Source organism: Paenibacillus sp. FSL L8-0638 (assembly GCF_038593075.1).
GTDB lineage: Bacteria > Bacillota > Bacilli > Paenibacillales > Paenibacillaceae > Paenibacillus > Paenibacillus polymyxa_D.
In genome coordinates this window covers 3,420,594-3,433,937 of record NZ_CP151960.1, presented here as the reverse complement: position 1 = coordinate 3,433,937, position 13,344 = coordinate 3,420,594, and the positions used below count along the sequence as shown (strand labels likewise).

The following is a 13,344-nucleotide window of genomic DNA, read 5'->3' as shown; positions in this document are numbered from 1 at the left end:
CATTTTGTGGTTGAACGAGGGGGAAATGAAATCATGGATATCCAAAAAGAGTTCCAAAGACACAAAAAGCTAGGACTGGGAGGTATCATGCTACTGGTGCTGGTTTTGCTGGTCACTGCATGTGGCGTGCCGAAAACAGAGAGCGGCACTCAAGGGACAAGCACTGCGGAATCGAATACAACAAACGAAAAAACGGACAACTTAAATCTAAAGGGTAAACGGGTTGCGTTGATCATGGAGTTTAACACGGGCACATTTTCGCAACAGTATGTTCAAGGTGTGGAAGAGGAAGTTAAAAAATTTGGCGGTACGCTGACTAAGTTTGTGGCAGATAACGATAAGGCTAAAATGGCTTCTCTGCTTGATAGTGCGATTAACCAGCAGTTTGATGTCATTTTGACTGATCACGGTGATGCATTACTGGAAACAGGGCTAAAAAAAGCAGTTTCCCGCAATATTCCAGTTATCGTGTTCGATGCTGCCGTCAATGTTCCGGGTGCGGTAGTGCTCTCACAGGATGACCAAAGCATGGCTGAGCTGACGCTGGAGCAAATGAAGAAGGATATCGGTGGCAAAGGCAACATTGTGAAAGTATGGGTTGCCGGATTTGCGCCGATGGAACGTCGTCAGGTTGCTTATGGTGCATTTTTGAAATCCAATCCGGATATTAAAGAAATTGCGACTTTTGGTTCGGCTCAGAATCCTGCGTTGGATACGCAAGCCAAAATGGAAGCTGTATTAAAGCAATATCCTAAGGGCGAAATTACAGCCGTCTGGGCGGCATGGGATGAATTTGCCAAAGGCGCAGCACGTGCCATACAACAAGCGGGACGTACGGAAATTAAAGTCTACGGCATTGACATGAGCGACGAGGACTTGCAAATGATCCAAGACCCGAAAAATCCTTGGGTGGCCTCGGCAGCCGTAGATCCAACAGATATCGGGCGCGTACAAGTGCGCTATGCATATCAGAAGCTGCATGGGGATAATCCGGAGGAGAAAGTCGTACTGAAGGCTGTATATGTGCAACGCGAAGCGTTGCCGGATAAGCAAATTTCCACATCCGAGCTGTCCCAATATGTGAAGGGCTGGGGCCAAAGCGAACAGGGCTATAAGGATTGGATGAAGGAATATGAAACGTCCAAATAAAATGTTTGCATAACGCAAAGGCGCGCTTCGGCGCGCTTTTATCATAAGCAGGCGTGAGGGGGCACCATGAGTTCACAAGTATATACATTGGAAATGAAAAAAATTAGCAAACAGTTTGCTGGTGTAGATGCGCTGCGAGCCGTGGATTTTACAGTGCAGGGTGGCGAGATTCACGCTCTGCTGGGCGCCAACGGGGCAGGGAAAAGTACATTGATGAAGATTCTGTCCGGTGCGTATCATTCCGATCAGGGAGCTATCGTAGTTGGTGGCAAGGAACTGAACATTAGTTCACCGTGGGAGGCCAAAAGAGCGGGAATTCACTGTGTGTATCAGGAGGTCGATTCAGCGCTTGTACCACAGTTAACTGTTGCTGAAAATATTGTAATGGACGATTTGTCAGCCCCTGATGGTCGATGGTGGACTGCACCGGTTTCTATGCGCAGACGAGCGCGTGAGGCATTAGCACGTCTGGAGGTAGATATTGACGTGCGACGATATGTGTCTGAATTAACGTTGGCAGAAAAACAGCTTGTACTTATATCACGCATTCTGACACAGCAAGCCAATGCCATCATTTTTGACGAGCCTACGGCGCCGCTCAGCGAGGAAGAAACGCGACGTTTGTTCCGCACAATCCATACACTCAAGGATGAGGGAGTTGCATGTATCCTCATCACACACCGATTGCCGGAGGTTATCGAACACAGTGACCGTGTTACGGTGATGCGTGATGGTGAGCGCGTGTTCACGGGACCTGCGTCTGATTTAAGTGTAGGCGACATCGTTACGCATATGCTTGGGAAAACATTTGAGGAGGAATTCCCAAAAACAGAGGTACCGATTGGTGAAACGGTATTGGAAGCGAAAGGGCTTCACAAAGGATTACGAGTGCACGGCATTGATGTACAGGTCCGATGTGGTGAAATTCTCTCTATTGTAGGTTTGGTTGGTGCAGGCAAGACAGAGTTGTCACGACTTCTTACAGGAGCAGACAAGCCGGATAAGGGAGAGCTGACCTTTAAAGGTCGCTCCATTCGATTGAGAGAACCAGCGGATGCGGTAGCTCAAGGAATTGTGTCCATACCCGAGGAGCGACGGAAGCAGGGGGTGCTAATTGAGGAGAGTGTGGAAAGAAACCTTAGTCTTCCGCTTTTGGGCAAACTGAGTGTCCTTGGTTTCATCAGTCGGCGTAAAGAACGAAATAACGGTAATGGGATTGTCGCCTCTCTCGGTATTAAGACACCATCGCTCCGTCAGAATGTTAAATATTTAAGTGGCGGGAATCAGCAAAAGGTTGCTATTGGGAAATGGCTGCATTCCGGAGCGGATGTATTTGTTTTTGACGAGCCAACCAAGGGTGTAGATATAGGGGCAAAAAGTGATATTTTTCGTATCATTGGCGAGTTGGCGGAGCAAGGAAAAGCGATCATTTATCTAACCTGTGAATTTGCTGAAGGGATTGGCATTGGTGATCGGATTGCAGTGATGTATGATGGCAAAATTATAAAGGAATTTGCTCGGGGCGAAGTGGAACAGGAACAGCTTCTGTTGTATGCCAGCGGGGGTGAAGAGGTGCATTCATGAAGGAAAAATGGTTAAACGTCTCATTTCGTTACGGTGCCGTAGTTGTCATTATAGGTGTGTTGGCGTTTTTTTCATCTACATTACCTTATTTCTGGACTTATGATAATTTAATGGACATTCTTGGCTCGATTGCCATTGTGACTTTCGTTGCCATTGGTGTGACATTGTCACTTATCGTGGACGGTTTTGACCTGTCGGTGGGAGCTACAGTATCTTTGACAACGGTCGTTTCCGCTTCTTTAATGGTCTGGTATGAGCAGCCTGTTGCGGTGGTCATTATTGTGTCTCTGATTGTCGGCGCTTTGGTAGGACTGTTGAATTCATTATTGATCATTAAACTGCGTATTCCTGATTTGCTCGCAACCCTTGCAATCATGTATATTGTAAGCGGGATTCACAAAACGTACGCCCAGGGCTATACCATATATAATCATATGCAGTTTCCCGATGGTACCAAGGCGCCGGGGGAGATATCTCCTGCATTTCTTTTGCTGGGGCAAGGTAAATGGTTGGGTATCCCGATTTCGGTTATTTTACTGTTGCTGGCTGTGGCGGCGGTGCATGTTTTCTTGACCTATACAAAGCATGGGCGTCAAATGTATGTAACGGGTGGAAATAAGGAAGCTGCTCGTCTGTCGGGTATACGGGTAAAAAAAGTCCGTACACTGGCCTATGTTGCTTCAGGCGTATTTGCGGCGATTGCCGGTATTTTGTATGCCTCGCGCGTAGGCTCAGGCCAAATTGACGCGGGTTCCCCCTTGCTCATGGAAGCGGTAGCTGCAGTATTCGTCGGTTTTTCGGTCTTTGGTGCTGGTAAACCCAATGTCATTGGTACATTTATTGGTGCAGTTTTGATCGGTGTGTTGGTTAATGGACTAACGATGATGAATGTGCAATATTTCGCCCATGATATTGTCAAAGGAGTAGTGCTGGTACTTGCGCTGGCCGTTACTTTTTATGTGTTAAACCGTCGTCGTACTTGAAATTGTCTGTGGACTGTATTACTATAAACCTTGTTCCACGCAAGCAGGGTGCCATAAAACGCCAGTTTCGGCCTATATTGCGGAGGTTAGGTATATTCTATGTATATTTAACGACGAAACGGAAACAGATGATAACATTATGGAAGGCAGTACGCCGCCCGGGTTATTTTATACAGGCGACCTCATATCGGTCATTAACACCGATAACCTAAATGCTGGACTACACTTGAATTGGGAGGTGAATATGTTGAATAAAACGGATTTGATCAATCAGGTTTCTGAAAGCACTGAATTGTCCAAGAAGGACGTAACCAAAGCAATCGATGCAGTATTTGAGGCGATCTCTGGAGCGTTGCAAAGCGGAGATAAAGTGCAACTGGTAGGTTTCGGGAACTTTGAGGTTCGTGAACGTTCCGCACGTAAAGGACGTAACCCGCAAACAGGAGAAGAAATCGAAATCCCTGCGAGCAAAATTCCGGCATTTAAACCGGGTAAAGCGCTTAAAGACGGAATTAAATAAGATTTCTTACATATTCCCAATGCGCTGAAAAGACCGTGAATTTAATTCACGGCCTTTTCTTTTTGTCCTGTTTACTTCGTGGTAGGGGTGCTATGGACTGGAGAAGAGGAAGCTGTCCTGCCGTTTCGCGAGGCATAAGCGATCAGCACTAGGGGTTCACCTGTTAGCTCGGCAAATTCATGCTCCAGCTGTTGAAGCCGTTCGATTTGGGCAGGACTGAGATTGGCGGGAAGGTAGTTTTTCATCAGATCCGTTCCTTTCTTTAATAGATGGGACTGCACGGATAGTATGGCTCGGGACATGCTAATTGTTGCAGGAGCACGGGAAGCATGTAGTTGACAAAACAAGCTTGAATCTCCATCATAAAAAGTATAGCTTCGGCTCTCAGGGAGGAAAAGGATATGGAAGATAACGTGACGGGTAGCAGTGAGTACGTCGTAATTAAAGCGAAAAGCAACGGATGTCAGGTTTTTGGTTTGACCAGAGGTCAGGATACACGCCTACATCATTCAGAAAAATTGGACAAGGGCGAGGTACTGATCGTCCAATTTACGGATCATACTTCTGCTATTAAAATTCGCGGCAAAGCCGTTGTGATGACTAAGCACGGGGTAGTAGATACGGAGGATTAAAATGCAGGCATAGCCTGCTTTTTTTTGTTGTAGAATGAGAGTGAGGACCTTTACCGTAGCAAACCCACATTATGAGGTAGAGGTCAGGGGAGGCTCTGATGAAACCTTGGATTGTATTCGGTGGCTCCATTCTCATAACCATCGCAGCAGCTGTGTTGCTGCCGTCTTTACAGGTGCTGGACTCAGGAACCGCAGCAGTTCGTGAGACACAGGCGACGATTTCGCCTCAGCAACGGGTGCTGCTGTCAGATGACAATCTGGTGGATACGCTGAACGAGCTACCGTTGACTACACCGATTGCAAGCGCAAGCTGGGAACATTCTGTCCTGACCCTGGATGTCAAACTGTCCAAGGAAGAAACTGCCCCGCTAGAGATTTATCAAAACATGGCGGAGATTGCCGCTTTTAGCTTTTACGGAACGACGAATGTGCGGCAATTGCTGCTTCGGGTGGTGACGCAGGACGAATGGTCAGGAGAACGTCATTTGCTGCTTGCATCCGATATACGCCGGAACGAGTGGACGAACGAGGCATTGGAACAGCTGAGAAGCCGGGAAGGCGCGGAATTGCCAGAGGATTTGAAATCCCGTTTCCGCATTACAGTAACGCCCATGTGGCAAAACAGGTTTAACGGTGTATATACAGATTAGATGTTTCTGCCGGTGGACCTACAGTACTTTAGTCGCGAATCATTTTAAATTGTGATATAATATAAGGCATTGCAATTATTTGAGTATAGCAGAAAGTCATGTCTCGGAGGCTTAGGATGAAACCGTATCGCGTACCCCAATTAGCAAGGAAATATGTGGAATACGACATGATTCAACAACATACGGAAATGCCGGCTTTTCCTGACAGCCGTACCCGTTTGATGTTTGTGTTTTTGAACCGGAATGCGCAGGAGCTGCATGCCAGTGAGGACGAACTGTACGCATTGGTAACCTCACTTGTGCAGATGGGGCTGGATACGCATGATATGATTGATACTTTATCCGGTATACGGAGCCCGGAGGAGATGCGTTCCAGACAGCTGAAAGTGTTAGCTGGGGACTATTTTAGCAGTCGTTTTTATCAGCTGCTTGCACTGGCAGGCCGCATTACGGCCATTTCGAAGCTGAGTGATGCTGTATGTGAAGTGAACGCAGGGAAAATGAGTCTGTACTGGGGAATGAGGCAATTCCGCTTGGATGCAACTCAGTATTTAACTCAGATGGTTCGTTTCAAAAAGGAGCTTTTTTTATCATTCACTTCACTTGTAGCAGAACAGGATCAGGAAATTTGGAAGCAGCTTCTTAACAAATTTGCCCTCTGTGATACCTTGGTGGAGGAATGGGGTAAGCGGACAGAACCGGACAAGTCCCGTTTCGGATATATGTTCTGGCATATTTATGGTAACGGGGACCGGAACGAGCAAGCGTTGCTTTCAGAGAGTGGTACTGACACTGAAGCATGGCGTAAGCTTGTTCTGAAATACAAAGCCGAGGATGCGATACTGGACAAGCTTCGCACGGCAGTTACACACATCCGGCAGATCCTGTCAGATGATCAAAATACAGGGATCGAGGAATTTGAACGCATGCTTGAGCCTTTCCTAAAGCTGCTAAATAGTCCGCACCCAGTTGTGAGGGAAGGTTAGGTGAACGTGATGGGATCAAGCGACACCAAGCCGAAAGAGCAATTCGTTCATGGCGTGTTTGAAAGCATAGCAGGTAAATACGATTTGATGAACGATATACTGAGCTTTCGCAGACATAAGGCTTGGCGGAAATTTACGATGAAAAAAATGAACATGCGTCGCGGCGATACGGCAATTGATCTTTGCTGTGGTACATGTGACTGGACGCTTGCGATGGCGCGAGCAAGTGAAAGTGGTCACATCGTAGGACTCGATTTTAGTCAGAACATGCTCAATGTTGGCGAGCGTAAAATTATATCAGAATCCCGTGAAAAGCAAATTAAGCTTGTTCAGGGCAACGCGATGGAACTGCCTTTTGAAGATAATTCATTTGATTATGCAACGATTGGTTTCGGTCTGCGCAACGTACCTGATCTGCGCCACGTGTTACAGGAGATGCAACGAGTCGTCAAACCTGGCGGGCAGGTCGTATGTCTAGAATTGTCCAAACCTACTTGGCAGCCGTTCAAGGGAATTTACTACACATATTTTCAACACATCTTGCCCATGCTCGGCAAATTGTTCGCCAAACGTTATGAGCAGTATAAATGGCTCCCTGATTCGTTGGCGCTTTTTCCAGGAAGGGATGAGTTGGCTGGCATCTTCCGTGAAGTCGGATTGAAGGATGTTCAGGCTCATTCTCTCACCGGAGGCATTGCGGCATTGCACATTGGAATCAAGGAGAGTCAGCATGTTTAAGAAAATTGCTATTTTTTTGGAAATGATTAAAATTGAACATACGTTATTTGCGCTCCCATTTGCATTCATGGGGGCTGTATTGGGGTCAGTTGTCGTGACAGGCAACCTTCCCTCGTGGCCGCAGATCGGCTGGATCCTGCTAGCTATGGTTGGCGCACGCAGCGCTGCTTTTGGCTTCAATCGTATGATCGACCGGGTGATTGACGGGAAAAATCCGCGCACAGCAGGACGCGCTATCCCGGCAGGGTTGCTCAAATCAAGCGAAGTGGTAATTTTCATTATCGTCAGTCTGGTGTTGTTATTCTGGGCATCATTCAAGTTAAGTCCGCTGGCGTTCAAGCTGTTCCCGCTGGCCTTTTTTATGCTCGTTTTTTACTCTTACACCAAGCGTTTCACTTGGCTTTGCCATATTGTACTTGGTCTGACCATTGGTTTGGCGCCACTAGGCGCGTGGGTTGCGGTAACGGGACAAATAGATTTGACCGCTATCGTTCTGTATCTCACGATCGCATTTTGGACGGCTGGATTTGATGTTATTTATGCTTGTCAGGATATAGATTTTGACCAAAACGAAGGAGTTTATTCTATTCCTGCCCGTTTTGGTGTAGCAGGTGCATTAAACATCGCTCGGGCATTTCACGTCATTACGGCGATCGGATTTATTGTACTGTTCTTTATTGCAGATTTAAGCTGGTGGTATCTGGCGGGCATGATTATTTCGTACATTATTTTATTTTATGAGCACTATATCGTATCTCCAAAAGATTTGAGTCGTTTGCAGACAGCATTCTTTACTATGAACGGTGTACTTAGCACTGTCGTATTTGCCTTTACACTGATTGATTTGGTGGTGCGTTAAAACTAATGAATAATCAGGTGAGCGAACATCAAGGCAAACGAATCATTATTGGCATTACAGGCGCGAGCGGAAGCATTTATGGTGTGCGACTGGTAGAGACTCTGCTGGACTTGCAATACACAGTTCACCTGATCGTGTCTAATGCTGGCTGGCGGGTGTTGAAAGAGGAGTTGGGCTGGAATGTGACTGACCGGGAAGGGGCTTTGAATGAACAATTCGGAGGCCGTCCCGGTTCTCTTGTATACCATCCGTTCACAGATATTGGAGCTTCGATTGCGAGCGGCTCTTATTTGGTGGATGCGATGATTATCATGCCATGCTCGATGGGGACGTTGTCAGCAGTAGCACACGGTTCGTCCGATAATCTCATGGCGAGGGCAGCGGACGTGATGATGAAGGAAGGTCGTCCGCTGATCCTTGTACCTCGTGAGACGCCTCTACATGCCATTCATTTGGAAAACATGCTTAAGCTTGCGAGACTTGGCGTCAAAATGATTCCGGCTATGCCGGCTTTTTACTTTCATCCGAAGACGCTGGATGATATTGTGCTGTTCCTCGTAGGCAAAGTATTGGACAGCTTGCGTATAGAACATCAACTGTTTACGAGATGGGGGGATTCCGATGCCGACACCGGACACCAAGACAATCACAATCGGAAAAATTAAATATACAAACGCTTGGCCTATTTTTCATTATTTTAATCCTTCTGAGCTTCTCCATTCGGCGGAGATGGTTTCTAAAGTTCCGGCTGAATTGAATCAAGGTATGTTGAATGGGAGTTTGGATATCAGTGCGATGTCCTCCTTTGCGTATGCATCCGGTGCTGAGAAAATGCTACTGTTGCCGGATTTATCCGTCAGTGCAGATGGTCCTGTGCAATCCATTTTACTATTTTCACGCAAGCCGCTTGACGAAATCAAAAACGGAACCATTGCTTTAACGAATACGTCTGCTACATCCGTGAATTTGTTGAAAATTTTGATGCAAAAGGCATGGGAAGGTCAGCCTTCCTATTTTGACTGTGAACCGGATCTTGACTTGATGCTGGAACAGGCAGATGCAGGGCTACTGATTGGAGATCACGCGATTAAGGCATCTTGGCGAAACGAAGGTCTGTATGTTACGGACCTCGGAGAAGAGTGGAAGCGCTGGACGGGCTACAGTATGACTTTTGCTGTATGGGCAGTACGACGTGCTGTTGCTGCTCAAAATCCCGCAGCGGTGGCTGAAACTGCGAGTGCGTTCCGCGCAAGCAAGCAGCGTAGTCTGTCGGACTTGACGTCTGTTATTTCTGAAGCATGCGAGGAAATTGGAGGTCTGCGAGATTATTGGGAGCGCTACTTTACTAATCTGTGTTATGATTTTGGAGAGAAGCAACAACAAGGTTTAGAGCTTTATTTTCAGTATGCGCATGAACTGGGGCTGCTTGACCGACGAGTAAAGCCGCTTCTCTGGAGTGACAATACGCTGACACGGGTGAAAGAATGAAACGATTGGATTTGTTCGGTTTATTAAAGAAGGATATGAACTTTATAGAAGAAGAGTTGTACCGCAGTATCGATAGTACGGAGCCGTTGATTAATGATACGTCGCTTCATCTGCTTAAAGCAGGGGGCAAGCGTTTGCGTCCCGTATTTGTATTGCTGGGAGGCAAGTTTGGAGAATATGATCTGGACAAGCTCAAGCGTATAGCGGTACCTCTGGAACTGATTCATTCTGCCTCTCTCGTTCACGACGATGTGATTGACGATGCGGAAATGAGACGCGGTCAACCCACCGTGAAGTCCAAATGGGACAATCGGGTGGCTATGTACACCGGAGACTACATATATGCACGTGCGCTGTCTATTGCTGCTGGATTGCCGAATCCCGACATTCACCGGGTACTGTCTAAAGCGCTGGTGCAGATGTCCATTGGTGAAATGGAACAAATTCGTGATTTTTTTAATGTGGATCAGAGTGTGCGTAATTATTTGCTTCGCATACGGCGCAAAACGGCTTTATTAATTGCGGTTAGTTGCCAGCTGGGAGCTATGGCTGCAGGGGCACGGGAAAGTGTCAATTCCCTGCTCTACAGCTACGGCTATAACGTAGGTATGGCTTTTCAAATTCAGGATGATCTGCTCGATCTATGCGGAACAGAAAAAAAGATCGGAAAGCCGCCGGGCAGCGACATGAGACAGGGGAATATTACGCTTCCGGTGATTTATGCGCTCGAACAGCCTGAGTTGCGTGCAGATCTACTGGCTGAAATCCGCCGCATTCAGGATGGGGATGGGCAAGGAGACGCACGCAAAGCGGTGGATATAATCAAAAAAAGTGAAGGAATCGCTAAAGCTGAAATTCTCGCCGACCGATATATTAATAAAGCGCTAAACGCGCTGGACTTACTACCAGATGTCAAAACAAAAAAGACGCTACGCGATATTGCTCATTTTGTAACACGCCGCTCCTACTAAAGTTGTGTTTTGGGTTTGCTGTGACAAAATGCTTTAACCAGTTCCAAGCTTTCTGTTACAATACAGTTTAGTACTGTATAAATACATTAGATTGGATTGGGAGTGAGCCGATGGATCGTACTTTTTTGATGGTTAAACCGGATGGTGTACAACGTGGATTGATTGGACGTATCATTAGTCGTCTGGAAGACAAAGGCTTTAAAATGGCGGCTGGCAAGCTTGTACAAGTATCAAGAGAACAGGCAGAACGGCATTATGCGGAGCATGTGGGCAAGCCTTTTTTTGAAGAGCTTGTAGGTTTTATCACATCAGGCCCTGTGTTTGCTATGGTATGGGAAGGGGATAACATCGTTACGCTTTCCCGCTTGTTGATTGGTAAAACACAAGTAACCGAAGCTCTTCCGGGCACAATTCGTGGAGACTTTGCAGCACATACACCGTTTAACCTCATTCATGGTTCAGATTCACCGGAGAGCGCAGAGCGCGAGATTGCAAATTTTTTCATGCCGGAAGAATCCGTTCGGTATGAAAAAAGTGTGGCGACCTGGATGTAAGTTTAATTACGTATGAAGAAGGATGGTAGCATGACGGATATGGAACTGGGTCAGACGGACCCCGATTACACAGCGTTTATCCGCAAAATCAAGGACAGCACAGGTATTGATCTTGCACAATACAAAGAAGCACAGATGAAAAGGCGGTTAACTACGCTTCGCAACAAAAACGGGTTTCCCAGTTTTGTTTCTTTTTATGATGCCATGATGAAGGAAAAACCTCTATTCTATGAATTTCTGGATCGGATGACGATCAATGTTTCGGAATTTTGGCGTAATCCCAATCGGTGGGAAGTGCTGCGAGATACAATCTTGCCACAGCTGCTTATGGGAAAGCAGAAGCTTAAGCTGTGGAGTGCGGCCTGCTCGACTGGTGAAGAGCCTTATAGCTTGGCTATGGTTCTCGACGGTAAAGGGATTTTGGGGAATTGCTCCATTACGGCTTCCGACATTGATGATGGTGCATTGGCAAAAGCCAAGGAAGGTAAATATTTGGAGCGTTCGCTCAAGGATGTACCTGAGCAGGTAGCTAGCAAATATTTCAAGCCGGATGGTGCGATGTATCGAATTGATGACCGTTTGAAACAAGCCGTGAAATTTCAAAAGCAAAACTTGCTGTTGGATCGGTTTGAGGATGGCTATGATCTCATTATCTGTCGAAATGTAATGATTTATTTTACAGAAGAGGCCAAACATACGTTGTATCAAAAGTTTGCAGCCAGTCTTCGTCCCGGCGGAGTATTGTTTGTCGGTAGCACAGAGCAAATCTTTTCTCCTAACCAATATGGTCTGGAATCGACGGAAACCTTTTTTTATCGCAAAAAAGCATAAGCCTGCAAACATCATCCAAAGTTTTATAGGGACTTATTTATATCTTTGAGTAATTGATGGTTGGCTTATTAGCAAAGCACGTCCTTTAGCCCCTTTGGCTAAGAGGCGTGTTTTTGTTTATCTGCATACACGTGGCTTTTCTTGTCAAAGAAAGGTGCGTATACTATAATGAAGCACAGTTAAAGATTTTAGCGATGCACAGTTTAACAGTTTAAAGGGGGAACGCGTCATGAGTTTACGTTATTTAACCGCGGGGGAAACGCATGGTCCCCAGCTAACTGCCATTGTAGAGGGTATGCCGAGCAATTTAAAATTGGATTTTGAGGAATTGAATTTTCAGCTGCACCGTCGTCAGAAAGGATATGGACGGGGTCGGCGTATGCAGATTGAAAAAGATACGGCGAAGATTGCTGGAGGCGTACGTCACGGATACACCACGGGTGCACCGATTGCGCTGGTTGTGGAAAATAACGATTGGAAGCACTGGCAGAACATTATGAATATTGAACCTATTGAAGGCAGTGATGAAGAAAAGCGTCGGGTTCACCGGCCACGTCCGGGTCATGCGGATTTGAATGGCGGAATGAAATACAACCTGAAGGATCTTCGTAACGTGCTGGAGCGCTCCAGCGCACGTGAAACAGCAATTCGTGTGGCATGCGGCGGTTTGGCTCGTCAATTGCTGGCTGAGTTCGGAATCAAGGTGGCAGGTCAGGTCATTCGTATTGGGGAAATCGAAGCTCCTTACCGCGATTTGCCGATTGATGAGCTGATTGCGGTGACAGAAGCTTCCTCGGTGAGAGTAACCGATCCAGAAACCGAAAAGAAAATGGAAGCATATATTGATCTGATCAAGCAAGAAGGTGATTCAGTCGGTGGGGTAGTGGAATGTATTGTAGAAGGTGTTCCGATTGGTCTGGGCAGTCATGTACAGTATGATCGGAAGCTGGATGCACGTATCGCACAAGGCGTCATGTCGATTAATGCATTTAAAGGCGTGGAAATCGGCATCGGTTTTGAAGCAGGAGAGTTGCGCGGTTCACAGGTGCATGACGAGATTCTATATGATGAGGAACGTGGATATCACCGTCGTACCAATCGTTTGGGTGGTTTTGAGGGGGGCATGACGAATGGAATGCCAGTTGTGGTTCGTGGCGTAATGAAGCCGATCCCCACACTCTACAAGCCTCTGCAAAGCGTCGACATTGATACGAAGGAGGCGTTTACTGCACAGGTTGAGCGTTCGGATGCATGTGCAGTACCTGCGGCTAGCGTAGTTATGGAGCATGTGGTAGCTTGGGAGATTGCAAAAGCTTTGCTAGAAAAATTCGGCGGGGATTCGATTGAAGAGATTCGTGCGAATATTGCATCCTACGAAGAACAATTGGGGCGGTACTAA

The 13,344-nt window shown here is 46.7% G+C and carries 16 protein-coding genes; 15 read left to right on the top strand and 1 reads right to left on the bottom strand.

What is annotated here, in order from left to right; translation table 11 throughout:
- Nucleotides 1-33 precede the first annotated feature (33 nt).
- The 4 genes from MKY35_RS15130 to MKY35_RS15115 all read left to right on the top strand — a co-directional run bounded on the left by MKY35_RS15130 (nt 34) and on the right by MKY35_RS15115 (nt 4,236).
- Complete coding sequence (locus tag MKY35_RS15130; protein WP_340885733.1) at nt 34-1,149, top strand: sugar ABC transporter substrate-binding protein; 1,116 nt, start codon at nt 34-36, stop codon at nt 1,147-1,149.
- Nucleotides 1,150-1,215: 66 nt separating this feature from the next.
- On the top strand, nt 1,216-2,733 hold the full coding sequence (locus MKY35_RS15125; RefSeq protein WP_341039526.1) for a sugar ABC transporter ATP-binding protein: 1,518 nt from the start codon (nt 1,216-1,218) through the stop codon (nt 2,731-2,733).
- Nucleotides 2,730-3,716 carry an ABC transporter permease gene (locus tag MKY35_RS15120; RefSeq protein WP_342444145.1) on the top strand — a complete coding sequence of 329 codons (987 nt, stop codon included), beginning with the start codon at nt 2,730-2,732 and terminating at the stop codon, nt 3,714-3,716. The genes MKY35_RS15125 and MKY35_RS15120 overlap by 4 nt, the downstream gene beginning before the upstream one ends.
- Before the next feature lie 247 nt (nt 3,717-3,963).
- Nucleotides 3,964-4,236, top strand: coding sequence for an HU family DNA-binding protein (locus tag MKY35_RS15115; protein WP_013310732.1), 273 nt, complete (start codon nt 3,964-3,966; stop codon nt 4,234-4,236).
- A gap of 71 nt (nt 4,237-4,307) precedes the next feature.
- Here MKY35_RS15115 and MKY35_RS15110 read toward each other — a convergent pair whose 3' ends face one another.
- The gene (locus MKY35_RS15110) at nt 4,308-4,583 is read right to left on the bottom strand and encodes a hypothetical protein (protein WP_342444144.1); all 276 of its coding nucleotides are present in this window, start codon (nt 4,581-4,583) and stop codon (nt 4,308-4,310) included.
- A 54-nt stretch (nt 4,584-4,637) separates the two neighbouring features.
- On the opposite strand from MKY35_RS15110, the gene mtrB reads away from it, so the two are divergent.
- The 11 genes from mtrB (at nt 4,638) to aroC (ending at nt 13,344) form a co-directional block, all read left to right on the top strand.
- Nucleotides 4,638-4,868, top strand: a complete 231-nt coding sequence (gene mtrB, locus MKY35_RS15105; protein WP_013310730.1) for a trp RNA-binding attenuation protein MtrB — start codon at nt 4,638-4,640, stop codon at nt 4,866-4,868.
- A 98-nt stretch (nt 4,869-4,966) separates the two neighbouring features.
- A complete protein-coding gene (locus MKY35_RS15100; RefSeq protein WP_029517330.1) occupies nt 4,967-5,518 on the top strand; it encodes a hypothetical protein in 552 nt (183 codons plus the stop codon).
- Nucleotides 5,519-5,634: 116 nt separating this feature from the next.
- Nucleotides 5,635-6,504 (top strand): heptaprenyl diphosphate synthase component 1, encoded by an 870-nt coding sequence (locus MKY35_RS15095; RefSeq protein WP_342444143.1) that lies wholly within the window; start codon nt 5,635-5,637, stop codon nt 6,502-6,504.
- 9 nt (nt 6,505-6,513) lie between these two features.
- Nucleotides 6,514-7,242 (top strand): demethylmenaquinone methyltransferase, encoded by a 729-nt coding sequence (locus tag MKY35_RS15090; protein ID WP_039271329.1) that lies wholly within the window; start codon nt 6,514-6,516, stop codon nt 7,240-7,242.
- On the top strand, nt 7,235-8,101 hold the full coding sequence (locus MKY35_RS15085; protein WP_029517333.1) for a UbiA-like polyprenyltransferase: 867 nt from the start codon (nt 7,235-7,237) through the stop codon (nt 8,099-8,101). Before MKY35_RS15090 ends, MKY35_RS15085 begins: the two co-directional genes overlap by 8 nt.
- A 5-nt stretch (nt 8,102-8,106) precedes the next feature.
- On the top strand, nt 8,107-8,766 hold the full coding sequence (locus MKY35_RS15080; RefSeq protein ID WP_039271063.1) for a flavin prenyltransferase UbiX: 660 nt from the start codon (nt 8,107-8,109) through the stop codon (nt 8,764-8,766).
- The gene (locus tag MKY35_RS15075) at nt 8,723-9,589 is read left to right on the top strand and encodes a menaquinone biosynthesis protein (protein WP_342444142.1); all 867 of its coding nucleotides are present in this window, start codon (nt 8,723-8,725) and stop codon (nt 9,587-9,589) included. Before MKY35_RS15080 ends, MKY35_RS15075 begins: the two co-directional genes overlap by 44 nt.
- Nucleotides 9,586-10,560 carry a polyprenyl synthetase family protein gene (locus MKY35_RS15070; RefSeq protein WP_307346146.1) on the top strand — a complete coding sequence of 325 codons (975 nt, stop codon included), beginning with the start codon at nt 9,586-9,588 and terminating at the stop codon, nt 10,558-10,560. Before MKY35_RS15075 ends, MKY35_RS15070 begins: the two co-directional genes overlap by 4 nt.
- Nucleotides 10,561-10,670: 110 nt before the next feature.
- Complete coding sequence (gene ndk, locus MKY35_RS15065) at nt 10,671-11,114, top strand: nucleoside-diphosphate kinase (protein WP_039271067.1); 444 nt, start codon at nt 10,671-10,673, stop codon at nt 11,112-11,114.
- Nucleotides 11,115-11,144: 30 nt separating this feature from the next.
- Nucleotides 11,145-11,945, top strand: a complete 801-nt coding sequence (locus tag MKY35_RS15060; RefSeq protein WP_039271068.1) for a protein-glutamate O-methyltransferase CheR — start codon at nt 11,145-11,147, stop codon at nt 11,943-11,945.
- A 229-nt stretch (nt 11,946-12,174) separates the two neighbouring features.
- Nucleotides 12,175-13,344: a chorismate synthase gene (aroC, locus tag MKY35_RS15055; protein WP_013310720.1), complete on the top strand. Its 1,170-nt coding sequence runs from the start codon at nt 12,175-12,177 to the stop codon at nt 13,342-13,344.